28 protein-coding genes and 2 other annotated features (1 of these 30 running past the window's edge) are annotated in these 24,542 nt (G+C 35.0%); of the genes, 15 read left to right on the forward strand and 13 right to left on the reverse strand.

What is annotated here, in order from left to right:
* Positions 1-40, forward strand: a binding site (T-box leader) (it extends 204 nt beyond the left edge of the window).
* A gap of 39 nt (positions 41-79) precedes the next feature.
* Positions 80-332 (forward strand) — a binding site (T-box leader).
* 65 nt (positions 333-397) lie between these two features.
* The 7 genes from trpE to trpA are packed head-to-tail and all read left to right on the forward strand — an operon-like array spanning position 398 to position 6,790.
* On the forward strand, positions 398-1,804 hold the full coding sequence (gene trpE, locus AQ616_RS14290; protein WP_069686066.1) for an anthranilate synthase component I: 1,407 nt from the start codon (positions 398-400) through the stop codon (positions 1,802-1,804).
* Positions 1,785-2,396: an anthranilate synthase component II gene (locus AQ616_RS14295; protein WP_017795607.1), complete on the forward strand. Its 612-nt coding sequence runs from the start codon at positions 1,785-1,787 to the stop codon at positions 2,394-2,396. Before trpE ends, AQ616_RS14295 begins: the two co-directional genes overlap by 20 nt.
* Positions 2,377-3,399, forward strand: a complete 1,023-nt coding sequence (gene trpD / locus AQ616_RS14300; RefSeq protein WP_069686067.1) for an anthranilate phosphoribosyltransferase — start codon at positions 2,377-2,379, stop codon at positions 3,397-3,399. The genes AQ616_RS14295 and trpD overlap by 20 nt, the downstream gene beginning before the upstream one ends.
* Positions 3,400-4,182: an indole-3-glycerol phosphate synthase TrpC gene (trpC, locus tag AQ616_RS14305; RefSeq protein WP_069686068.1), complete on the forward strand. Its 783-nt coding sequence runs from the start codon at positions 3,400-3,402 to the stop codon at positions 4,180-4,182.
* The gene (locus AQ616_RS14310) at positions 4,183-4,803 is read left to right on the forward strand and encodes a phosphoribosylanthranilate isomerase (protein WP_069686069.1); all 621 of its coding nucleotides are present in this window, start codon (positions 4,183-4,185) and stop codon (positions 4,801-4,803) included.
* Complete coding sequence (trpB, locus tag AQ616_RS14315) at positions 4,800-5,999, forward strand: tryptophan synthase subunit beta (RefSeq protein ID WP_069686070.1); 1,200 nt, start codon at positions 4,800-4,802, stop codon at positions 5,997-5,999. The genes AQ616_RS14310 and trpB overlap by 4 nt, the downstream gene beginning before the upstream one ends.
* Positions 5,999-6,790, forward strand: a complete 792-nt coding sequence (trpA, locus tag AQ616_RS14320) for a tryptophan synthase subunit alpha (RefSeq protein WP_069686071.1) — start codon at positions 5,999-6,001, stop codon at positions 6,788-6,790. The genes trpB and trpA overlap by 1 nt, the downstream gene beginning before the upstream one ends.
* A 221-nt stretch (positions 6,791-7,011) precedes the next feature.
* Here the strand turns inward: trpA and AQ616_RS20100 are convergent, their stop codons facing one another.
* The 9 genes from AQ616_RS20100 to AQ616_RS14360 all read right to left on the reverse strand — a co-directional run bounded on the left by AQ616_RS20100 (position 7,012) and on the right by AQ616_RS14360 (position 13,719).
* Entirely contained in the window at positions 7,012-7,134 is a 123-nt protein-coding gene (locus AQ616_RS20100; protein WP_017795601.1) for a hypothetical protein, read from the reverse strand.
* A 75-nt stretch (positions 7,135-7,209) separates the two neighbouring features.
* Positions 7,210-7,821 carry a TetR/AcrR family transcriptional regulator gene (locus AQ616_RS14325; protein WP_069686072.1) on the reverse strand — a complete coding sequence of 204 codons (612 nt, stop codon included), beginning with the start codon at positions 7,819-7,821 and terminating at the stop codon, positions 7,210-7,212.
* A 146-nt stretch (positions 7,822-7,967) separates the two neighbouring features.
* A complete protein-coding gene (locus AQ616_RS14330; RefSeq protein WP_069686073.1) occupies positions 7,968-8,354 on the reverse strand; it encodes an ectoine synthase in 387 nt (128 codons plus the stop codon).
* Positions 8,355-8,369: 15 nt separating this feature from the next.
* Positions 8,370-9,650 carry a diaminobutyrate--2-oxoglutarate transaminase gene (gene ectB / locus AQ616_RS14335; protein WP_069686074.1) on the reverse strand — a complete coding sequence of 427 codons (1,281 nt, stop codon included), beginning with the start codon at positions 9,648-9,650 and terminating at the stop codon, positions 8,370-8,372.
* On the reverse strand, positions 9,650-10,207 hold the full coding sequence (gene ectA, locus AQ616_RS14340) for a diaminobutyrate acetyltransferase (RefSeq protein WP_311200346.1): 558 nt from the start codon (positions 10,205-10,207) through the stop codon (positions 9,650-9,652). The genes ectB and ectA overlap by 1 nt, the downstream gene beginning before the upstream one ends.
* A gap of 404 nt (positions 10,208-10,611) precedes the next feature.
* Positions 10,612-11,823: a hypothetical protein gene (locus tag AQ616_RS14345; RefSeq protein ID WP_069686076.1), complete on the reverse strand. Its 1,212-nt coding sequence runs from the start codon at positions 11,821-11,823 to the stop codon at positions 10,612-10,614.
* A gap of 6 nt (positions 11,824-11,829) precedes the next feature.
* Positions 11,830-12,654 carry a hypothetical protein gene (locus tag AQ616_RS14350; RefSeq protein WP_017795595.1) on the reverse strand — a complete coding sequence of 275 codons (825 nt, stop codon included), beginning with the start codon at positions 12,652-12,654 and terminating at the stop codon, positions 11,830-11,832.
* The gene (locus AQ616_RS14355) at positions 12,651-13,340 is read right to left on the reverse strand and encodes an ATP-binding cassette domain-containing protein (protein WP_017795594.1); all 690 of its coding nucleotides are present in this window, start codon (positions 13,338-13,340) and stop codon (positions 12,651-12,653) included. Before AQ616_RS14355 ends, AQ616_RS14350 begins: the two co-directional genes overlap by 4 nt.
* Position 13,341: 1 nt before the next feature.
* Complete coding sequence (locus tag AQ616_RS14360; protein ID WP_017795593.1) at positions 13,342-13,719, reverse strand: GntR family transcriptional regulator; 378 nt, start codon at positions 13,717-13,719, stop codon at positions 13,342-13,344.
* A 228-nt stretch (positions 13,720-13,947) separates the two neighbouring features.
* Between AQ616_RS14360 and AQ616_RS14365 the strand changes: the two genes are divergently transcribed.
* The 3 genes from AQ616_RS14365 (at position 13,948) to AQ616_RS14375 (ending at position 15,723) form a co-directional block, all read left to right on the forward strand.
* On the forward strand, positions 13,948-14,382 hold the full coding sequence (locus AQ616_RS14365) for a hypothetical protein (protein ID WP_017795592.1): 435 nt from the start codon (positions 13,948-13,950) through the stop codon (positions 14,380-14,382).
* 146 nt (positions 14,383-14,528) lie between these two features.
* Positions 14,529-15,338 carry an exodeoxyribonuclease III gene (locus AQ616_RS14370; protein WP_069686077.1) on the forward strand — a complete coding sequence of 270 codons (810 nt, stop codon included), beginning with the start codon at positions 14,529-14,531 and terminating at the stop codon, positions 15,336-15,338.
* Positions 15,313-15,723, forward strand: coding sequence for a VOC family protein (locus tag AQ616_RS14375; protein WP_017795590.1), 411 nt, complete (start codon positions 15,313-15,315; stop codon positions 15,721-15,723). Before AQ616_RS14370 ends, AQ616_RS14375 begins: the two co-directional genes overlap by 26 nt.
* An 82-nt stretch (positions 15,724-15,805) precedes the next feature.
* Here AQ616_RS14375 and AQ616_RS14380 read toward each other — a convergent pair whose 3' ends face one another.
* Complete coding sequence (locus AQ616_RS14380; protein ID WP_069686078.1) at positions 15,806-16,759, reverse strand: MBL fold metallo-hydrolase; 954 nt, start codon at positions 16,757-16,759, stop codon at positions 15,806-15,808.
* Between the two features lie 152 nt (positions 16,760-16,911).
* On the opposite strand from AQ616_RS14380, the gene AQ616_RS14385 reads away from it, so the two are divergent.
* The 5 genes from AQ616_RS14385 to AQ616_RS14405 all read left to right on the forward strand — a co-directional run bounded on the left by AQ616_RS14385 (position 16,912) and on the right by AQ616_RS14405 (position 22,029).
* Positions 16,912-17,367, forward strand: coding sequence for a YueI family protein (locus tag AQ616_RS14385; RefSeq protein ID WP_069686079.1), 456 nt, complete (start codon positions 16,912-16,914; stop codon positions 17,365-17,367).
* 403 nt (positions 17,368-17,770) lie between these two features.
* Positions 17,771-18,016, forward strand: a complete 246-nt coding sequence (locus AQ616_RS14390; RefSeq protein WP_011064911.1) for a hypothetical protein — start codon at positions 17,771-17,773, stop codon at positions 18,014-18,016.
* Positions 18,017-18,123: 107 nt separating this feature from the next.
* Positions 18,124-18,648 (forward strand): type 1 glutamine amidotransferase domain-containing protein, encoded by a 525-nt coding sequence (locus AQ616_RS14395; protein WP_017795587.1) that lies wholly within the window; start codon positions 18,124-18,126, stop codon positions 18,646-18,648.
* Between the two features lie 14 nt (positions 18,649-18,662).
* Positions 18,663-19,796: a conserved virulence factor C family protein gene (locus AQ616_RS14400; protein WP_069686080.1), complete on the forward strand. Its 1,134-nt coding sequence runs from the start codon at positions 18,663-18,665 to the stop codon at positions 19,794-19,796.
* 253 nt (positions 19,797-20,049) lie between these two features.
* Positions 20,050-22,029, forward strand: a complete 1,980-nt coding sequence (locus AQ616_RS14405; protein ID WP_084822486.1) for an acetoacetate--CoA ligase — start codon at positions 20,050-20,052, stop codon at positions 22,027-22,029.
* A gap of 173 nt (positions 22,030-22,202) precedes the next feature.
* Here AQ616_RS14405 and AQ616_RS14410 read toward each other — a convergent pair whose 3' ends face one another.
* The 3 genes from AQ616_RS14410 to AQ616_RS14420 are packed head-to-tail and all read right to left on the reverse strand — an operon-like array spanning position 22,203 to position 24,360.
* Positions 22,203-22,727, reverse strand: a complete 525-nt coding sequence (locus AQ616_RS14410; protein WP_069686082.1) for a GNAT family N-acetyltransferase — start codon at positions 22,725-22,727, stop codon at positions 22,203-22,205.
* Between the two features lie 19 nt (positions 22,728-22,746).
* Positions 22,747-23,490 carry a DUF4097 family beta strand repeat-containing protein gene (locus AQ616_RS14415; protein WP_069686083.1) on the reverse strand — a complete coding sequence of 248 codons (744 nt, stop codon included), beginning with the start codon at positions 23,488-23,490 and terminating at the stop codon, positions 22,747-22,749.
* A gap of 18 nt (positions 23,491-23,508) precedes the next feature.
* Positions 23,509-24,360, reverse strand: a complete 852-nt coding sequence (locus AQ616_RS14420) for a DUF4097 family beta strand repeat-containing protein (protein WP_069686084.1) — start codon at positions 24,358-24,360, stop codon at positions 23,509-23,511.
* Positions 24,361-24,542 lie beyond the last annotated feature (182 nt).

Below are 24,542 nucleotides of genomic sequence, written 5' to 3' on the forward strand. Positions count from 1 at the left end.
TCAGCTAATAAAGGTGGTACCACGGTCCCTCGTCCTTTTTAGGATTAGGGGCTTTTTTGTATTCAGACAACTAAATAATTGCAAATCATTGAGTAAGAGGAGTAGATATTCAGGAAGCGTTACAGAGAGCTAGAGGTTGGTGAAATTCTAGCACGTAGAAGAGTATTGAATGGACTTACGAGAGTTTTCTTGAAACATAGACTAGTAGGGAAAAACGGGTTTCCGCCGTTATACGGATAGGATATCGGAGAATAGTTGCTCCCGTATCTGAAAATGAGTTGGGAAAATATTTTCTCAAATGAGGTGGCACCGCGGTTCCTATCGTCCTCTATAAGCACATTACTGTGTTTATAGGGGACTTTTTTTATTCAACCAAATTTAATGAGGAGTCGAAGACATGAGTATCCGTTATGTAATTGAGAAGCAACCAATCGATCAATTATTACCTATTCAAGTTCTAACACAACTAGATAGTCCAAAGAAATATTTATTGGAAAGCAGTTTTCCACATGAAGAAAAAGGACGCTTTTCATTTCTTGGAAGGAGTCCATATCAAGAAATCCTTGGTTTCGATAATCGTACAAAGATTTGTAACTATAAAACTCATGAAGATAAATGGGTTGAACAACATGCCTTACATTATATAAAACAGCATCTACCTAAAATAGAAATCGATATTTCCTTTCCATTTTATGGGGGAGCAATCGGATATATCAGCTACGATACGATACGTTCCTTTGAGCACATCGGGGATAGATTACCTGATAAACGAAACATGCCAGACATACATCTGATGTTGTTCGAAGATACGATCATATTCGATCATGAAGAAGATACATGCTACCTACTTGTGATTGATACGGATTCATCAGCTTCTGAACATATTTTACAGAAACGTCTAGAACAACTCAGAGAAATTATGAAGAAAGCAAGAGTAACAATGCTCCCCTTCCCTGCGAGATATTCATTTACTCCAGAAATGGACCAAGAAACATTCGAAAGTAATGTAGCTATCGCAAAAAAATATATTGAAGAAGGAGATATTTTTCAAGTTGTATTATCCCAACGAATGCAGGCAAAAGTCGAAAATCCAGAAACATTTTCCATCTCATTTTATGAACAACTGAGACAATCGAATCCTTCACCTTATATGTTTTATATGGATTTTAATGATTACCTCATTCTCGGAGCTTCACCAGAAAGTCTCATTGAAACAAGTGGAAAGAAAATCATCACAAATCCAATAGCTGGTACAAGAAAAAGAGGTAGTACTGAAGAGATTGATCAAATGCTGACAGAGGAATTGCTCTCTGATGAAAAAGAAAGAGCAGAACATCAAATGCTTGTAGATTTAAGTAGAAATGACCTTGGAAGAGTATGTGAAATTGGAAGTATTGATATTCCGGTATATATGAAAATAGAAAAATATCAGCATGTCATGCACATGGTCTCTGAAGTCACTGGCATTCTAAAATCAAACTACTCTAGTATTGATGCATTAATCTCTTGTTTACCAGCAGGAACGGTATCTGGAGCACCAAAAATACGCGCAATGCAGATAATCAACGAGTTAGAACAAAACCAAAGAGGTCCTTACGGTGGAGGTATTGGTTTTATCAATTTTCAACAAGATGTACACATGGCTCTAGCTATTCGAACTGTGATCGTTAAAGATGATAAAGCATACTTACAAGCAGGAGCAGGAATAGTCTATGACTCCATACCTACAAATGAGTATATTGAAACATTAAATAAAGCCAAATCTTTTATGGAGGTGGACGATCATGATTTTATTAATCGATAACTATGACTCATTTACGTATAATCTCTATCAATATATTTCTGAATTTGATAAGGAAGTCCATGTTATTCGAAACGATGCTATTACTCCTGATGAGATTCGAGCACTGCAACCAGAAGCCATTGTTATATCTCCTGGGCCAGGTTCTCCAGAAAAAGCAGGAAATTGTTTGAAGATTGTCAGGAAATTATACCGAGAATTCCCAATACTCGGTATTTGTTTAGGCCATCAAGTACTAGCAGAAGCTTTAGGGGGAGAAATAAAGCAAGCCAAGGTGATAAAACATGGAAAAACATCAACTATATCAATAAAGGAATCACAGTTATTACATTCACTTAAGAATCCAATACAGGTCATGCGGTACCATTCACTTATAGTTGATTCTAAAAGTCTATCTCCAAATTACCAAGTGACTGCACGATCCTTGGATGATAATGAGATTATGGCGATAGAACATAAACAACTACCACTTTTTGGAATGCAATTTCATCCAGAATCCATTGGCACAAAGGATGGAAAGCAAATCATTCGGAATTTTTTATTACAAATCAAGGCGTTACAGGAGGATGAAAATAATGAAGCACTCACTTCATAAAATTATTGATCGACAAGATTTATCCACAGAAGAAATAAAAGAAGTATTTACACATTGTTTTTCAGAAGAAGTATCTGATTCGGAACTAGCAGCTATTCTTATCTCATTAAAAATGAAAGGAGAAACCGCGGAAGAAGTAGTTGGATTGTCTCAAGTTATTCAAGAACATTCTCCTTTCCTATTAAACTTTCATCAACCAGTAATGGACAATTGCGGAACTGGTGGAGATCGTTCAAACAGTTTTAACATCAGTACTTGTTCTGCTTTTGTATTAGCTGGAGCTGGTGTAACCGTAGCAAAGCATGGAAATAGAAGTGTATCAAGTCAAACAGGTAGTGCGGATGTCTTAGAAAAACTAGGCGTATCTTTAGCTTTTACAAAAGAACAAGTAAATGAAATGTTAGAAAAAAATCAAATTGCTTTCTTGTTCGCACAACATGTACATCCGACGCTAAAACAGGTGAGCAAAGTAAGAAAAGATTTACGAATACCTACTATTTTTAATTTCATCGGACCATTAACGAATCCTGTTCACTTAAATTCTCAATATATTGGAGTCTATGATCCAGCAGCTCTTCCAATGGTGGCAAAAGCTGCACAACTACTTGGAAGAGAACGAGCAATTGTGATCCATGGTGCTGGTGGTTTAGACGAGGCTTCTTTACAAGGAGAAAATCAATATATACTCGTTGAAAATGACCGATTAGAGGAAAGAACAATTCATCCAGAAGAGGTTGGTTTATCTGTATATCCGAATGATGAAATTCAAGGAGGAAATGCAACAGATAACGCAAATATCTTACTTTCTATATTAAGTGGTGAAGAAAGCGCGTATCTGGATACCGTACTTTTCAATGCAGGCATTGCATTGTTTACTACAAGAAGAGCGGGTTCCATTTATGATGGCGTTAAACTTGCTAGAGAAAGTATTAATTCTGGTTCAGCATTAAGCAAACTCAATAACCTAATCACTTTCAGTAAGAAAGTTAGCGAGGTGGTTTAGATGACTTTTCTAGCAAAAATCTTAGAAGAAAAACAAACTGAAGTAAGGATTAGAAAACAAGAGAAAAACGATTTAGGGACCCGAAGTATACCTGTTTATTCGTTGATAAGTCAAATCAACCAAGCAAACTCACTATCTATTATTGCTGAAATTAAACGCGCTTCTCCTTCAAAAGGAGAAATTAAAATGGACCTTGATCCCGTCGAGCAAGCTAAAAAATACGAGCAAGCAGGTGCATCTGCCATATCTGTATTAACAGATCAAAATTTTTTTCGAGGTTCATTAAAGGATTTACAAAAAGTAAGCGAAGCAGTTTCTGTTCCAGTTCTTTGTAAAGATTTTATTATTGATGAGATTCAAATTGATGATGCAAAAGATGCAGGGGCTTCTATTATCCTGTTAATTCTAGCAGCTTTACCATTAGAAAGATTCCAGGAATTATATAATTATGCTTCAAATAAAGGACTTGAGGTCATTTGTGAAGTGCATACTGCAGAAGAGTTAAAAAACGCCTTAACGATATCACCAGCTATTGTTGGCATTAACAACCGTGATTTAAAATCCTTTGAAGTTGATTTACAAACTACGAAACAACTGGCTCAACTAGTTGATAATAATACTATAATCATTAGCGAAAGTGGCATGAGAACAGCTGGTGATGCAACGCTAGCTGCCGAAGCTGGAGCGAAAGCTATTTTAGTTGGAGAGACGTTTATGAAATCAAATCAATTAGAAACAGATTTTAATAATCTACGCGTGCCCCTTGTTGAAAGGAGTTTATAAATGTTTATAAAAATATGTGGAATTTCTTCCATTGATACTGCTCTAGCAGTTGCGGATGCTAACGCTGATATGATTGGATTTGTATTTGCCCCAAGTAAGCGACAATTATCCATCCCTCAAGCTGAGGAAATAGCAAAAAAACTTCCTCACACCATTCAAAAAGTGGGGGTATTTGTAGATGAACCTTTAGAGAATATTCTATCAATAATCGAAAAGCTAAATCTCGATATTGTCCAGTTACATGGCGATGAATCTATTGCCTATCAAAAAAAGATTCCAATTCCCATTATTAAAGCATTTCCAGCAACTACAGAGGGATTACAACAAGCAAACCAATCATCGGCTAAATATATTTTAATAGACAGTCCCCCTGTTCAATCATCAAGAGGAGGAAACGGTGTAACATTCAATTGGAATATGCTCAAAGATCAGCCTTTTACTGACAAATTAATATTAGCTGGTGGTTTAAATACAGACAATATACTTGAAGCTATCCAAACTGTAAGACCAGCTGGAGTTGATGTCTCAAGCGGAGTAGAACTAAACGGAAAAAAAGATGTCCAGAAGATCAATCAATTTATTACTAAAGTACAAAAAGAAAGAAAGGATGTATTGCAATGACTACTTATTCATTTCCAGACATCAAAGGAAAATACGGAGAATTCGGTGGAAGATTTGTACCAGAATTATTAATGCCTGCAGTACTTGAATTAGAAAAAGCCTATGAAGATGCGTTGAAAGATGAGAAATTCACGGAGGAACTTCAGACATATTTAACGGAATACATCGGACGTGAAACTCCTCTATATCACGCTAAAAAGTTAACTGAACATGCGGGCGGTGCACAAATCTATTTAAAACGTGAAGATCTAAATCATACTGGTGCTCATAAAATTAATAATACCATTGGGCAAGCACTACTCACTTTAAGAATGGGTAAGAAAAAAGTTGTGGCTGAAACTGGTGCAGGTCAACATGGTGTTGCGACTGCGACAGTATGTTCTTTATTAGGATTAGAATGTATTGTTTTTATGGGTGAAGAAGATATTAAACGTCAAAAGCTAAATGTCTTTCGTATGGAATTGCTGGGGGCAGAAGTAGTCAGTGTCTCCCAAGGTAGTGGAACTTTAAAAGACGCTGTGAACGAGGCTCTTCGCTATTGGGTAAATAATGTCAATGATACTCATTATATCATTGGATCGGTGGTCGGCCCTCATCCTTTCCCCAAAATTGTTCGTGACTTTCAATCTGTGATTGGAAAAGAAACCAAAGAGCAAAGTATGAAGAAAATAGGATCCTTACCTGATGCTGTTGTAGCATGCGTTGGTGGTGGAAGCAATGCGATGGGCATGTTCTACCCATTTATCGACGATAAGGAAGTGACCTTATTCGGTGTAGAAGCTGCAGGAGCAGGATTAGATACCAATCAACATGCAGCAACCCTAACTGGTGGTTCTCCAGGTATGCTACATGGTACATTTACGTATTTGCTTCAAAATGATTTCGGACAAATTGAAGAAGCATTCTCTATTTCAGCAGGTCTTGATTATCCAGGAATCGGTCCAGAGCATAGTCACCTTCATCAGACTAAAAGAGTGACATACTCCTCAATTACTGATAAGGAAGCACTTGAAGCTTTTCGACTTTTATCCAAAACAGAAGGCATTATCCCTGCATTAGAGAGTGCCCATGCAGTTAGTTATGCTACAAAATTAGCGAAGGAAATGAATCCTGAACAGTCTATAGTTATTTGTTTATCTGGTAGAGGGGACAAAGACGTAGAACAAGTCAAAGAAAGATTAGAGGGGGAACAATAATGGGAAAAAGTAAACTAGATGGTGTATTGAAAGCAAAAAAGCAAGCAAATAAACCTATATTTGTACCCTATATCATGGCCGGAGATGGTGGCATGAATAATTTAAACAATCGTATTCAGTTTTTAGAAGAAGCAGGTGCTTCTGCCATCGAACTCGGTCTTCCTTTTTCTGACCCAGTAGCAGATGGACCTGTAATTCAAGATGCTGGACAACGTGCGCTAGCAAATAAAACTACGATAAGTTCTGTATTAGAAGAATTAGAAAAATATAAATTGCAAAGAAATATCCCTATTGTTCTTATGACCTACATTAATCCTGTATGGAAATATGGCTTCGATCAATTTGCTAGAGATTGCTCGAAGGCAGGTGTTGATGGCATAATTATTCCAGATATTCCAATGGAAGAAGAAGACGATGTAGCATTTTCGTTAACTCAGCACGAGATTGCATTTATTCGCTTAGCTGCCATGACGAGCACAGAAGATCGACTAGAAAGAATAGCAAAACGATCAGAGGGATTTCTATATGCAGTATCTGTAACTGGTACAACAGGAGAACGTGCTCAACACGAGAAAGATGCGTATCACTTTTTAAAAAGACTCAAGCAAGTAAGCTATGTACCAGTTTTAGCTGGATTTGGCATATCTACTGCTGAACGCGCAAGAGAACTATCTGCTGCTTGTGATGGCGTAGTCGTAGGAAGTAAAATTGTTCAGTTATTTGAACAGGGTGATGAAGAAGCAATTTCTTCTCTAATTCAAGAGAGTATAGAAGTAGAAGTAATAAAGTAATCTGTTCATTTTATTGTATATGGATTCTATGCCCCTATTAGAGTACACCTTTTTAATAAGGTAAGATAAATTTTGTTTATCTTACCTTATTTTGTTACGTATTTCTATTTAGTAAGATAAATACTATTTATCTTACCTCTTTTGTCTGTGTATCTTCTTTCTGGGAAGATACACATTTTTTATTAAAAAGAGCCCACCTTAACTTCGTGGACTCCTGCTTTTTATCTAGTTATTGAACGAATATAGTCATATTGCACGGATAATTTCTCGCGTAATAAATGCTCTTCATTTTTCATATAAATATCTTGTTTTTGATTTCGATATCTAAATAATTTCTTCAACATTACTATCACCTTCCTTTTCTAAAATGACCGGTCAGTTTCTTAATATATGAGGAACCATCTAAAATGATTCCAAATTTAGGCATTAGCTGTTAAATATGCGATAAGCACTCTTTCCATTTCCTTAATACGTGCCTCTAGCTTTGACTCATCATAACCAATAACAGCGTGTAACCAAATTCCATCATGCAACGACCAAAACATGGATGCAGCTGCTTCAGCATCAATGTCTTGCTTGATTTCCCCTGTTTTCTGTCCTTGCTCAATAATCTCTTTCGTTAATCCAAACATGTCGTCAAACCGCTCAACTAAAATATGTTGAACTTCTGGTGAGTCTGTAGAATATAACCAAAACTCAACATGTACACGCATAAATTTTTTCTTTTCAAGACTAAATGGAATATCTTCTCGGATCCAAAATTTCAGTTTTTCTAGTGGACTATTGATTTTTGCTAATTTAATAGTAAGGTCTTCTACCATTTCCTGACGTTTTTTCTTCAGCAAATGAATAAAAATTTCTTCTTTGCTTTTGAAGTAGTTGTAGACTGATCCCTTACTTAAATTCGAATATCGAACAATATCGTCAACTGTTGATGCATAGTATCCCTTGGCAGAGAAACACTCTAAAGCTGCTTCCAATAAATATTCTCTACGTGCTTCTTTTTCTTCTTCAGAAATTCGTGGAGCCATGATTGCACCTCTTTATAAAACTGACTGGATAGTTTATATAAATAGTAGTCTTTTTTGAAACAATTTACAACCCTTTTGATTTTTCTTTAATTTCTAGCAAAAAAGAACCCTCCTCCCTATAGAAGTCAGGTTCTTTACATCTTTAATTATTCAGCTAATAATGGATATACTCCATCTTTATCATGTGTTTCAGTTCCTACTAACGCTGGGTTGAACACACATACCATACGCATTTGAGTTTTTGCACGTAAATAATGCTTATCATTATCATTTAAAAGATACATCGTTCCTGGTTTTAACTGCCATACCTCACCAGTATCCTTTTTCTCTACTACTCCTTCACCTTCAATGCAGTATACTGCTTCAATATGGTTTTTGTACCAGAAGTAGCTTTCTGTCCCTGCCTTAATAATCGTATCGTTAAGGCTAAATCCAACATTATCTTTATTTAAAACAAAACGTCTGCTTTCCCACGTTTCCCCTTTTTGATGATCCTCTGTACCTTGAATATCTTCTAATGATTTTACGATCATTATTAAAACTCCTCCTTATTTCTCTAGTGCTGCTTGAATACTTTCTTCTAAGATGTCCATTCCTTTTTTAATACCATCTTCATCAATAATTAATGGTGGAAGGAATTTTACAACTTCATCCTTAGCTCCGGATGTCTCTAGAATTAACCCTCTAGAAAATGCTTCGGCGCAAATTTCGCCTGCAAGTCCATCTACATGAACTCCGATACCGAGCATTAATCCTCTACCTCTTAAATCTGCATTTAACTGAGGGAACTTTTCTACAGTACGTTTCATTCTCTCTTGGAATAGAGAACTCATCTTCTTAATATTTTGAGAGAATGATTCCGTTTTCCAATTATTTAATGCTTCTGTAGCTGCTAAAAATGCAAGGTTATTCCCACGGAATGTACCGTTGTGTTCACCTGGTCCCCATTGATCAAATTCAGGCTTAATTAATGTAATCGCCATCGGCAACCCAACTCCACCAATTGATTTTGACAGACAAATAATATCTGGGTTAATTCCTGCTTCTTCAAAGCTAAAGAAAGTACCCGTTCTTCCACATCCTGCCTGCACATCATCAATGATTAATAGAATGTCCCATTTTCTGCAAATTTCTTCGATTTTCTTCACCCATTCAAGGCGAGCAGCATTAATCCCGCCTTCTCCTTGAACTGTTTCTAAAATAAATGCAGCTGGTAGCGCTACCCCGCTTCCAGAATCCTCGAGGAAACGTTCAATATATGCAATTGAATCTTGCTCATCTACATATTGATCAAACGGCATAGAAACTGCATGATTTAACGGTATCCCAGCACCACTGCGTTTAAAGGAATTACCTGTAACAGATAATGAACCTATTGTCATTCCGTGAAACGCATTAGTAAAACCAATAACCGTATCTCTTCCTGTTACCTTACGAGCAATTTTTAAAGCACTTTCAACCGTATTCGTGCCTGTAGGGCCAGGGAACATCACTTTATAATCCATGTTACGTGGTTTTAGAATAACCTCATTAAATGACTCTAAGAATTTTTTTCGTGGTGTGGTAGCCATATCAAGGCTATGAATGACACCATCATTTTGTATATAATCAATCATGACTTTTTGCATTTCACTTGGGTTATGACCATAATTTAGTGCACCTGCCCCAGCAAAGAAGTCAATATATTCGTTTCCATCTTTATCCCAAAGCTTATAGCCTTTCGCTTTTTCAAATACTACCGGCCAGCCACGACTATAGCTTCTTACCGCTGATTCCATTTCTTCAAATGCAGTCATATCATTCCGGGCTTTATCAACAATCGTTGTCATTATATCATCCTTTTATTTTTATTTTTTCTCATTGGCCCTATTCTAAAAAGTAGTTCCTCTTCATGTTCTTCATCTTTAGCCGGAAAATGTTCTGTTTTAAAATAATCGCTAATCTTCCAGTTTGTATGAATCTTTCTTGCTAATCCTAGGAACAAGTAATTGGATGGTTTATTTGAAGGGGCAACTGTCGCCTCAATAAAATTAACCGACTCGTTCCACTCAAGTAATTGAAGTAGCATCTTGGTTGCTAATCCTTTTCCTCTTTGCGTTGAAGAAACGGCAACCTGCCATATAAAGAGGGTATCTTCCTTTTCAGGATGCATAAATCCCGAAATAAATCCGACAATTTGTTGTGTTTCTTTATGCTCTACGACGATGGAAGATTCCGCAAAAACTTCACACCATAATACATAACTATACGATGAATTTAAATCTAAATTTCCTATCTCTTTAACTAGTTCCCAAACGGGACCCCCATCTTCTTTTGTTGGTCTTCTAAAGTAATACTCATCCGTATCTACCTTTAACTTTTCAGCAACATCTAAAATCGTAGTGATGCTTTCACCTCCAAATTATTTGAACAATCACGTCTTTTAGAATATAAATAATTTACCAATTCGTCAAAACGGATTAAACGTGATTAATAGCGATAAACATCCATACACCGGAATGAGCTCCGTTTAGGTGCCATCGCTTTTTAATTAGTCCCAAATCATGCCATATAGTTAAAAATTTGGATTACCTAAAAAATTCCAAATAGAAACTTCCTTATTATATAGTTGAATTTTATGTAATCATAAAAAAATGGAGAAACCGTCTTGCGGTTTCTCCTATTCATGGGTTGTTGGAAGTTGATCTATGACAAATCTTGTCTAGATTCAATATAATATATGTGAAAATTTGCAAACACGTATCGTCACATGTATCAATGCAAACATACATTTTTTATAATAAGTTTCATTTAATATCGGAATTCCAATTCTTGAGGCATAATTTGAATTTGTTCTTTAAGTAATTGTTCTGATAATTCACTAACTACAATATGTCCTTTATAAGAACTGTCTCCGTTTTCTATATTAATAACTTCTAAATTGATTTCTAAGTTACTATTAAGATTTGCAATATACATATAACCATTTTTTTCTTGTAATAACGTTCCATATCCAGTGTCTTCTCCATTTAAAGTTGCAATTGTATCTATCTCTTGCTTATTAATATTATACTGTTCTATGTACCTAGCCTCAGCTTCTTCCCTTAGGTAATAGACAAATTGATTACGTATTATATGATTACTCCCAAGTGCAATAGTGTTAGGAATTTCAATTTTTTCATTATTAATCAAATCCAATAAAAATAATTGTCTAACATCTTCTACATCACTATCATCCATTAACCGCTCAGAAACATATTCTCCATTTTCATTAGTGTAACTAATAAGTTCAGGACTATTATACTTTTCAAACATTACTACCTTTTGGTTCTCCGTAAATGTATCATCAATCAATTGGATAATATCCGTTTTCTCTTGATCTTCCTTACCAATAATTTTACGCTCTTCTACTAATTGATTGTTTTTCATATCGATTGTATACAAATAGTACTCATAATTTTCACCAGCTTCCCCATTAATATCTAGAGAACTTATAATAATATATAATTCATCTTCCACATATTCAGTAGAATTAACACTTATATAACTACCCTCTATATTTTCAAAAGGATACTCAAATTTATAAACTTCCTTTGTTTGTTTATCTAGTAATTCAATCAACAGATTTTCTTCCTCATCGTCCACACTCGTATATATTATTTTTTCATCTGTTTCATGATACAAACTATCATCCATTGATTTCCCTCTCATAAATGATTGGTACTCGTCGATAAAACGATTTAAGCGTTCATGTTGATAAATACTTAAACCATTACTTAATAACACATTTTCTTGACTAGATCTTTCAAAATTATTTGGAGTAGAAGAAAAATAATCTTCTTGATATGGAGTGAATAAGTGTCCTTTAACACTTAAATCCTCTACAATCTTTTCTTCTCCAGATACAGTTTTCCATTCTAGATTGATTTTAGAAGTTTCCATATGAACATAATAGATAACTATCGCTATTGTAGAAGTAATTATAATTGCCCATAACCCCCAATATTTTTTTATATGCTTCATTATTATTCACACCCTTATTTTGTTATTTAATAAATGGCTGCTTAACCATATAGACAGAACACTTATTATAATCATCACAGAAGTCTCTAACCAAAAAGCTTCATGTGTATACAAATGAAAAAAGTATTGAAAATAATACGGCGTAAATATAAATGTGCACACTATAATTGCATAAAGAAAAGCAAACCCTATACCTATAAGACGATAACTTCTTTCTAATAAAACCATTGTAAAAATTCCAATTGTAAAGACAATACCTAAACCATAATGAATAAAAAAACCGCTAATTGTCTGTGGTAATAGTATAGACAAAAAATAATTCGCTTGGACCATAGCTCCTAACGCCATATCCAGCCGATAATCAACAGGAACAAATAATTTTAATATAAACTGAAGAATTGGCATCATAATTAATTGAATTGTTATAAAACCGAATATAAAAATGAATATTGTACTAGCTTTAGAGAAAAATAGATTTAATCTGTTCGTAGGAAGCGTAAGTAATCGATACGCAAAAGTATTTTTTCCTATCCAGTCTCTATACCAAATAAATAAAAGGTAAATAAGCAATGAAACTACGGCTACTCCAATTGGTCCCATAAAGTAAATTGAATTTACCACTTCCATCATTGACAGTTTTCCAAACTCTAAAATGAAATCTTCAGTAGTCCGCTGACCTTGAATCAGATATCGTTCCATATCACTCAGATATCGCATTGAAAAAACAATAGCCCCTATTACTTGGCTCAAGACTAAAATACCTACTAATGGTAAGAATATCGGTAAAAATCGTCTAAATTCAAAGTTCACTAATTTCCCAAAATTACTCAAGTGCGATACACCTCTCTCATTACGTCAACAACAGATTTCCCTTCATCTTCTCGCAATTGCTCTGTATTAAATTCTTTAACAACTACTCCATTATCTATTAAAATTGCCTTGTCAATTAAATGTTCAATATCATTAATTTCATGAGTTGTAATGATAACTCCCCTGTCTTCAACGAGATGACTAGTAAATACATCAGTAATTTGTTCTCTGCTAAAGATATCGATTCCGGAAAAAGGTTCATCCATAAGAATATAATCCGCGTCCATCGCAAGTCCCATTAGCATATTCACCTTTGATTTATTTCCTTTAGAAAGATTCATGATTCTTTCTTCTCGATCAAGTTTAAAGAAGCTTAACATCTCATCCGCACGCTTTTGATTCCAGTTTGAATAAAAATCATCCATAAAAATAAATGCTTCCTTAATTTTCATTCTTGGTAATAGCGTGATGGTATCTGGAATATACGTAAGCTTTTCATACGTATTCTTATTTAACAGATTCCCATCGATAGTGATCTTTCCTTTACTAATTGGAGTAAGATTCATAATTGATTGGAGTATAGTCGTTTTTCCAGATCCATTAATACCGATCAAGCAAGTTATTGCACTTTTTTCTGCTTGAAACGTAACTCCGTTTAGCACAGACTTTCTTCCAAAACGTTTATATACATCAGTTAATTCAATCATTCTAATCCTCCCTATTTGTGACATCATATTGGATCTTAATGCGATCAATAATCTCCTTTTTCGATAAACGGATAGGTTCTATTGCTTGTAAAAAATGTTCAATAGCACCATTGATGAGTTCCTCTCTAATATCTTCTATCTTCTTTGTGTCAGAAGTAACACAACTAGGAAGATTCTTTTCTGTATATATCAATCCTTCTTCCTCCATTTCTTTATACGCTCGTTGAGCGGTATTTGGATTGATTTCTAACTGACTAGCCAACTCTCTTCGTGAAGGGATTTCTTCTCCAGGTTTTAATCTTCCAGTTGCAATTTGTTCTTTTAGGTGTCTCTTGACCTGAATATAAACAGGTTCTCGCTTATTGAATTGCAATTTCATTGCTTTCTCTCCTTCATCTTGAAACCAGGAATTGGATTCATTTAGTGTATTAATCGCATAATACACTCACTGTATTATACGATTAATACACTATGGATACAAGTGACTTTTTTGTTTTTCACAAAAATTAATTTCAATAATCAAATTTCTTCATTACTTTTTGTTGATTCATCATCTAAATAAGATAAAATTGGTAATGAAATTCATAGAATTAGGGGGATAAATAGTTTGAAGAGATTACATACGACGATACTCTCAATAATATTATTCAGTACACTTTATTCATGGGCTTTTTATATACCGGTTTCCCAACGTGCACCTAATACATATTACTTCGGTTTTTGGGAAACATTTATTTTCGTATTCATGTTTAGCATTCCTCCGTTTATTGCAGGAGCTATTATATCTATGGTAATTGATATGGTTATTAAGAGAATAAATATTTCATCGAATTTTGCACACTATTTATTACAACTAATTTTATATTCATTAGCAGCTTGCATAATCATCAGTGTATTATTTGTATTTGATGATGGACCATTTGATATACGTGAATTCATGATATTTGTTTTGTTTGGAATTATAGCAGCAAACATTTATTTACATATTCTATTAGCCCTTAACAAGATCCATGTATTATTACTAAATAGATATAGCAAATAAACCCCTTCTCTTCCCTTTTTTGTCTAAAGCCTTTCGACAACATATTTCCCGGGAAATGTTATTTTACAAAATAATCGTGATTTCAACAGGGAAGAAACGAATTATGATAAAATGACTATCAGATTACTGAGGAAGGAAGAACAGATATGCATTTTATATCATGGAACGTGAATGGGATACGAGCTTGCGTTAGAAAAGGTTTTTTAGACTTTTTCCAAGAGATGGACGCAGATTTCTTTTGTATTCAAGAATCAAAATTACAAAAAGGTCAAATTCAATTAGATTTAGATGGATATTATCAATATTGGAATTACGCCGAGCGAAAAGGTTATTCAGGAACAGCAATCTTCACCAAATGGGAACCACTTCATGTTTTCTATGGTTTAGATTCCAATAATTTTGAACCAGAAGGAAGAATTATTACCTTAGAATACGAATCTTTTTACGTGATCAATGTATATACTCCAAATTCCAAGCGTGATTTAACCCGTTTAGAAGATCGACTTGAATGGGAAGACCGATTATTTGATTATTTACAGAAATTAAATAAGAAAAAACCTCTTATTTACTGCGGGGATTTGAATGTCGCACATCATGAAATTGATCTAAGAAATGATAAGACAAATCATGGAAATTCTGGATTTACAAAAGAAGAAAGAAGTAAAATGACGCGATTACTAGATGCCGGATTTGTCGATACACTTCGTCATTTTCATCCCGATAAAGACGACATCTTTACATGGTGGTCTTATATGAAAACTATTCGTGAACGAAATATAGGATGGCGAATCGATTATTTCATCGTATCAGAACAACTTATTCCTGCTCTAAAAAAATCGGAAGTACATTCTTCTGTATTAGGGAGTGATCATTGCCCTATTGGACTTGTAATAGATGAAAAACAATTAATGCAAATGGGAGTTGGCGAAGATGAAAGGACTTATACATCATATTGAATTTTATGTTTCCAATTTACGACGATCTCAAGAATTCTGGGGATGGTTATTAGAAAATCTTGGTTATAAGCCTTATCAAGAATGGGAGAAAGGTCAAAGTTGGAAGCTAGGTCAATCATATATTGTATTTGTCCAAGCTGAAGATAAATTTTTAGATATTGCTTATCACCGTCGTAGAGTCGGTTTAAATCATATAGCTTTCCACGCTGAATCAAAAGAACATGTTGATACACTTACAGAACAATTGAAGGAAAAACAAATCCCTATTCTGTATAAAGATTGCCATCCTTTTGCTGGAGGACCGAATCACTACGCTGTTTATTTTGAAGACCCTGACCGTATTAAAGTAGAAATTGTCGCTCCTTCAAAGCTACTGAACATATAACCTTAAAGTAACCCCCAACTTCACCTGAACTTTCATGCTCAGGTAAGGTTGGGGGGTTATCTTAATCATATGACTTACTTTATTAGGACGATTGCTTTTGTAAATAATCAATAATTCCTAAAGCACTCACTTGTAAATCCAAATTAATAATTGTATATACTTTATGGTCATCTGGTATACCCTTATCCTGTAAATCTGCTTGAACTTTTTTCAATAAAGCTTTGGCTATTGCGTCATAACCTTCTTCCTCTGCTACGGCTCTTTCGCCTTGCTGTATAAAAATATCGAGCCAATATTCAACTTGATTAAACGTTTGATTAACTAAATCTGTTGCACCAAAATGGCCAAAGTAAATGTAATCCAAGTTTTTCTTACGCATTCTCTCTATAGAAGCTCTCATTGCCACAGGATCAAAATGATTAGGAGATGTAGATGGCAGGAAATAATCAATGCCATGTGGTATTAGCTGTTCATAACGTATTCCAGCAGTATCTCCTGTAAACATCCCATTACTCAATGGATCATAAATTCCTATATGATGTCGAGAATGTCCCGGAGTATCCCAAAATTCAAGTTTACGATCTGAACCAATAGTCAGGTTGTCCCCTTCTGATTTTACGACAATACGATCTTCAGGCACTGGTATAATTGGTTCGAACAAATCAGAAAAACTTTCTCCATAAATAGCTCTTGCTCCTGCAGCTAACTTTTTCGGATCAACCAAATGTCGCTTTCCTTTAGGATGGACAATTATTGTTGCATTTGGACATAGTTGTAGTAGCCGACCTGCACCACCACCATGATCTAAGTGAATATGTGTAAGTATTATATATTTCACTTCTGTTAAATCATGTCCTAACGCTTCAAGACCTTCTTTGATATAAGGAACCGATGGGCTTGGGCCTGTCTCAATAATGGTTAGTTCTTCTTCCTCCAAAACATAAACACCTGTCCTACTCTCTACATCTAAATCATATCCGTCTATCAGTGAGATACCATTTCCTAAAGAAATTGGTCTTTTATGACTTCGTTCCATTTTCACTAGACCTCCTATCAGTTTGCATTTCATTACTTTTATAGTATCATAAATGCTTTTTCCATTAGAAAATTCTTTGATAGATTTTCTTTGTTTTTACATACAATAATGGTGTACATTAACAATAACAGTAATATAAAGGATGAAAGCATATGACAAAGAAAAATGTTGATGACTATTTACAAGAAGGCATGTATGGTACGCGTTTACCAAAAGAGGCTGAACGGAAGCACTTTTTAGGTACGTTACGTGAACGTGTGATTCTCGCTTTAACAATTGGTGAAGTGATGTCCGATCGTGGATTAGAAAAGTTAGAAATAGAAATGAAAAAACATCCTAATTCCACACTATTAATGAATGGTAGCGTAGCTTATAAATTCTTAAAGCAAGAAAGGGATTTAGCTGATAAATATAAGATTTCACATACAACAATTAGTAATCAAGAACACCAAACAGAAATTGGAGCCGTATTAACTTACAATCATGCGATTGATAAAGAAGATATCTATCTTTCAAATGACAACGATCAGGAAGAATCAGACAGCGTAGAAGATGATGGTCAAAAAGAACAAGGAATAGTGGATCGGATCAAATCTTGGTTTAAATAATTAATCACTATGCAAAGAGAAATTTCGTAAAGTAAAACTTTAATAGTGACAGAAGTAGAGGGAGAGACAAAAGTATTTACGCAAAAGATAAACCCGAATGAATAGACTCTAAAAAGCCGCTTTAGAAATATACTGTGCTTATCCAGTGGCGGCTGGTGAGCCTCCGGATGCTCCGCATTCCTGGTCTTACCTATGCCTAATTCCCATAGGACAAGGAAGACCTCGACAGCATTGCATCGCCCGCAGAAAATCGATTTTTGATTTTCAAGGAGTCTCCATATATTACTTATGCTTATTCTATCTATCATTTGTCTTTTGAACAAAACTTTTTGTTAAATCTCATCCACGTTCCATGCGTGATAAAATTCTCCATCAAAGGAATACTATTGTTGGAGGTGATGTTATGACACATGCATATCGATGTCCCAATTGTAAAACAAACCGATCAAGATTTAATTTAATTGAACAGCATGCAACTCCTGTGAAGATGGACCCACAAACTGGTGAAACAATTAACGCTTACACCGATGAAAATGTTGAAGTTTTTCATCAGTTATATAAAGGTCCTAAATTAAAAGTACAATGTGCTGCATGCGGACTTATTGAAGAAGAACAAAGCTTTATCAAATATGCAGAATATAACGGTTGATTCATTCCAACCGTTTTTTTATGTTTTTACGGTTACTTATTAATCATTCTAATCGTCAACAGGTACAACGTCTGTTAAACTTATATATAGAATGGAGGAATAAAACGATGCAATTACAAAATAAAAAAGTATTAGCACTTGTTGATCATGACTTTGAAGATTTAGAATTATGGTACCCTGTCCTCCGGTTGCGCGAAGAAGGTGCACAGGTTGACCTTATTGGAAAAGAAGCAAATTACAAATATATAGGCAAATATGGAGTGCCTGCAGAATCTGACTTTGCATATAAGGATGTAAACGATGCTGATTATGATGCGATTCTTGTACCTGGCGGCTGGGCACCAGATAAATTACGTAGATTTCCAGAAGTTCTTGATATGGTTCGTAATATGAACCAAGCAAAAAAACCAATCGGTCAAATTTGTCATGCTGGATGGGTGCTTATATCTGCGAATATCCTTAATGGAAAAACAGTAACAAGTACTCCTGGGATAAAAGATGATATGACAAATGCTGGAGCGACTTGGGTTGATGAACCTGTCGTTGTGGATGAGAATTTAGTATCAAGTCGTCGCCCACCAGATTTACCAGATTATTTACGAGAATTTATTAATGTATTAGCAAATAAATAGGAGGTATATTGGTTATGAAAATAGTATCTATTGAACCAACACCTAGCCCACATTCAATGAAAATTAATTTGAATGAATCCCTACCTCCAGACGAAACGTATAATTACAATGAAAAAGACGATTTAAATAATGCGCCTAACTATGTACAGCAATTATTTTCATTAACAGGTGTTAAAAATATTTATCGTGTGGTAGATTTTATTGCATTAGCGAGACACCCAAAGACATCATGGGAAGAATTATTGCCACAAGTACGTGAAGTTCTTGGTACAACAGAAGAAATATCAATCCAAAATGTTACACCTTCTGTTGAGCAAGATAGTTTTGGTGAAGTCCGTGTTTTTATTCAGATGTTCCTCGGTATTCCGATGCAAGTAAAACTTGAAGAAGACGATGAAGAGAAACGCTTTGGACTACCTGAGCTTTTTACAAATGCTGTCATGGATGCTTCACCAGCATCTACAAATGTAATTATGGATCGTAAATGGGTGGAACAACACCCAAGATATGGTGATATGGATGAAATTGGGGAAGAAGTTGTTGAAGAACTAAAAGCTAGCTATGACGAAGAAAGACTTCGAACACTTGTAAACGTAGCATTCCAAACTGATAAAACCGAGCAGAGTTCCAGCTATTATCAATCTGTGCCTATTGAAAAGTTGGATGATCCTAATTGGAAAAATCGCTATGCTGCTTTAGACCGACTAGATCCTACTATCGATGATTTAGATCTGTTAGAAAAAGCACTACACGATGAAAAGTCATCGATTCGACGACTTGCAACGGCATATCTTGGGATGATTGAAGATAAAAAAGTGCTACCATTGCTCTATTTAGCCTTAGAAGATAAAGCTGTTAATGTAAGACGTACTGCTGGTGATTGTATATCTGACCTTGGATTTGTAGAAGCTACACCAAAAATGATTACGACATTGAAAGACAAAAGCCGATTAGTTCGTTGGCGTGCGGCTATGTTCCTATATGAAGTTGGAGATGAATCAGCTATTGCTCCGCTTGAGGATGCTGCAGATGACCCCGAATTTGAGGTAAGAATGCAAATAAATATGGCGCTTGAACGTATTCGAGGTGGCAAGGAAGCCCAAGGATCAGTATGGCATCAAATGACACAAGCTACGAAAAAAGGCTGATTATGAGATCAGCCTTTTTTCAGCATGATAAGAAGATGAAACTTGGGTGTTTTCCTTCTCCACTAATAAAGGTATGAGCAAGGCTCTTGAATTGGAAAATTAAGGTCAATTTATCCCCCGCTTATTTTCTTTAACTAATCCTTATATTCTTGAAGTAGGCTCGTTACACGCGGGATAAAAGTACCCTTTACGCAAAGAAAACGTTTTCATATAATAAGATATAAAGAGTTTAGAGTCAAAGGGGGAAGAGAGTGTGAAAGTAGAAGAAGGTACATTATTATGGGAACCGAACGAGCAACAAATTAAACAATCAAATATGTATGCATATCAGCAATGGTTAGCAGAAAAAAAACAACTTCATTTGAACGATTATGCTTCTTTGTGGAAATGGTCAGTAGACGATATTACTTCCTTTTGGGAAACGATATGGGAATACTTTAATGTAATTTCTCACCACCCCTATCAAAATGTATTATCCAGTACATCGATGCCTGGAACTAGGTGGTTTAAAGAGGCAAAAGTAAACTATGCAGAACATGTGTTTAAGCATAAAAATAATTCAAATCCTGCCATTATACATGCTTCAGAAACGCGAGAAATGCAAGAAATTTCCTGGAAACAACTTTATCAAGATACAGCTGCACTACAACAAACACTTAAGAATATCGGAGTAACAAAAGGCGACCGAGTAGCTAGTTATGCTCCTAATATTTATGAAACTATTGTTGCCTTTCTGGCCACTTCTAGTCTCGGAGCAATCTGGTCCAGTGCATCTCCTGACTTTGGAAAACAAAGTGTTATTGAACGATTCCAGCAAATTGAACCTAAAGTTATGATTACCATAGATGGTTATCAATATGGTGGTAAAAGCTTTAATCGAATTGCTATTATCGAAGAGATTCAGTCAACAATACCTTCTTTAGAAGCAACGATTACGATTCCTTACTTGTATGACGATGCAGGTTTTTCTAATTTAAAACGACCAATAACATGGACAGATGCCGTTCACGCTAGTAAACCTTTAGAACTAACCTATACACCGGTTGGCTTTAATGACCCGCTTTGGGTACTCTATTCATCTGGTACAACCGGAAAACCTAAAGCAATCGTTCATAGCCAAGGTGGGATGTTACTCGAGCATCTAAAATCCACTCACTTACATCTCGATTTAGATAAGGATTCTCGTTTTTTCTGGTTTACTACAACAGGTTGGATGATGTGGAATTTTCTTGTTGGAGGGCTCCTTACTGGAAGTTGTATTATTTTATACGATGGAAGCCCAACCTATCCAGATGAACGTTACTTATGGAAATTTGCTGAGGATACAAAAATGACTGTATTTGGAACCAGTGCGAGCTTCTTAACTTCATCGATGAAGAAGGATATCCATCCAGGTGAAGAATTCGATCTTTCCAATTTAAAAAATATAAGTTCAACTGGATCTCCGTTACCTCCTGAAGGATTTCAATGGTGTTATACTCATGTGAAGAAAGATATCTGGGTATCTTCTGTGAGTGGCGGAACCGATGTATGTACGGCCTTTTTGCTTGGTTCTCCAACTTTACCAGTTTATGCAGGAGAACTGCAGTGTAGCGGTCTAGGAGCGAAAGTGGAAAGTTATGATCCAAATGGAAATTCATTAGTTAATGAAATTGGAGAGTTAGTGCTAACAAAACCATTTCCATGTATGCCGATCTTCTTCTGGAATGACGATGATGGTATGCGAATGTATCATAGTTATTTTGACACTTATCGCGGGGTTTGGTGTCACGGTGATTATATAAAAATTACAGAAAAAGGCACCTCTATTATCTATGGTCGTTCGGACGCAACCATAAATCGCGGAGGTATTCGTATTGGTACAAGTGAAATCTATCGAGCTGTTGATCAAATTGAAGAAGTAGAAGATAGTTTAATGATAGATTTGCCTCAACCAAACGGAGATTCGATTACTCCTTTGTTTGTAGTTATGAAAGATAGAAAGCCTTTTACGGATGAAGTAAAGCGATCTATTAAAAACAACCTACGAACGCACTGTTCACCAAGACATGTGCCTACTCATATGTTTGAAGTTAAAGAATTACCTAAAACATTAAATGGCAAAAAAATTGAAGTTCCCATAAAGAAAATATTAATGGGCGCAAGTATCGAGCAAGTTATGAATAAAGGATCACTCATCAACGAAAGTGCTATCGAATATTTTATTAACTTAGCCAAAGAGTGGAATAAATAAGTTACCAGACGCTGGGAAAAACAAATATAACGTCAAGATGAATAATGAAAGAACATGAATTTACGTAAACTCCAACGGGAAGAACCTCCCTAGGTTAGATTAGAGCTACGAATTGCAGTGAAAGACGACCAGTACACAACAAAGTATAGTTGAAGAGTCGTCGTTTGTTTGAATTATTCTTTTGATTGAATTGTTTTATTCCAGCGTCGCTTTACATTCTTTTGTGTCCTTATTATCTTACTCATCTTATAATTTACCAGTATCACTCCATTTATATTTACTTCTTGTTTTTGAATTATAGTGAATCCACATTGTATAAAAAAAGGTTTAGCAGTAATACTTGCATTCGTATATAGCTTTTCTATATTATATTGTTTCGCATCATCTTCAATACTATTATATAACCGCTTTGCTATTCCTTGTCGCTGATAGTCTTTATGTACAAATAAGCGATTAAGATAGCCATCCTTTTCCATATCAATAAAGCCAACAATGATGTTATCCATCACGGCTACATAAGTAATATTTTTATTCAGGGAGTGATACCATCTGTCTTTTTTTTGCTGCTTGTTTGAAACCTGTGCCCATGCATGCAATTGTTCTTTTGTATAATCTTGTTTATTAACAACATGAACGGTTTCATAAAACAAATCCACTAACTCAGCTGTATCACTCGATTTATACTTACGAATAATCATTCTAACCCTCCCAAGATGATTAAGAATTACCAACTGTTTCTGACTCTTTATGCACCTTTATGTTCCCAACACCAGTTACAGCATATATACAATATTCTTCTTCTCCTTGTAATATACTCGTATTTCCAATTGAAGGACTAGACTCTGACCACCCATCTTTTATTACTTTTCCAATACCTGTCGATAAATCTAATTTAATATTAGAATCTTTTTCTAAAGCTATATTTATATTACCTACTCCACTATTTAAATCTGCATTTCCCTTTAGATCTTTCGTAGAGATAGATCCGGTTCCTGTTTGAGCATCAAGATTTGTCGCATGTATATGTTGAAGTTGTAAATGGCCCGCTCCAACATTAATGCTCAAATCATTGGCTTCAACCTTTTCACAATGGATTCCACCTGACCCTAATTGTATACTAAATTCACCGATTGTAAGTTCAGTGAATCTAATATGACCAACACCATTGTTTAGAGACCCGTCTAAAATAAATTCACGAGGTAATTTAATCTTTAATTTATAGTCTTCGGTTCGTCTTATAATTGTGGTTTTATGTTGTAAATGAATAGATAGTATCCCTTCTTGGACATGTATATCCCACAATGGTTTATCGATCTTTTGAGTATAAGTAAGTTCAATATCGTTTCCTTCATATGGCTCCACTGTGATATTTGATACCGAGATGTCCATCTGTATCTTTTTTACATCATTACATTTTATTACTTTTGTAATTAGTTCCATTGCTCCGTTTCTCCCTATCATATATAACGCTCCTTTGGTTTATTTTTTATTATCATAGGACTGTTTCAACACTACATCACCGGATCCACTGGTTAATGACAGTGCACACTCTGATTTACCAAACACTTTATGGATTTTTTTACTGGATACACGTTCTCCCCCCGTTATAATACTTCCACTACCAGTTTGTAAATCACATTTTATATTTGGTTGTTTATCTAATATTACTTCTATACTTCCGCTTCCTACTTTCATATTCGTTTCACCTTCGAAATTTTCCAAAAATAGATTACCTGATCCGCCTTCTGAAATCATTTCCTTATATCGAACATGATTATGTGTTATACTACCAGATCCTATCTTGGACATGATTGTGTTACATGTAACATCTACTAATTTAATGTCTCCAGATCCACCTACTAGCTGAAGGTTTTTCCCATTAAAATTATTGATATTCACATCACCTGATCCAACTTCTACTGAGGCATTTTTTACTGTAAGACTCTTGCCTTTGAAGTTTCCAGATCCAACTCTTAGTGTAATATTTTGAACAATTTGTTCGTTAAAATAAACATTTCCAGAACCCGTTTCAACGTCCCAGTCTATGTTATTTTGTTCTGGAACATATATATCTAATTTAAAGGTTGGAGTGAATCGAAAATGTAATCTTTTAATTCCTGGTTCTATAGCTAGACGTAATTGATCTTTGTTTTCTTCTACGATCCAATATGGTCCATGTTCAATGGAGGTTAGAAATAAGGAGATATGATTTTCCTTATGTGTATAAACATTCACGTCTGCCCATCCAGATTGAATAGTAATTGAGTTAATACGATTGTTAGTAATCTTTTTCTGTTCATTTATTTGGTTTGATGGTTTATAAAATAACATTTTGATACCTCCTTAATATTGATTATAACGAATATTTTAAAAAATAACGAACCCCTAAAGGTGGATTTATCCTACGACTTAAGTCTGACAGCACTACATAAAGTGATCCAGTGGTGATTTTTCGCTCCCCTCACTTCTCCTTTTGGCTGATCCAAATTTTCTTGAAATAGGTTAAGTTTAGT

Source organism: Oceanobacillus sp. E9 (assembly GCF_001741975.1).
In the GTDB taxonomy this organism is placed as follows: domain Bacteria; phylum Bacillota; class Bacilli; order Bacillales; family Amphibacillaceae; genus Oceanobacillus; species Oceanobacillus kimchii.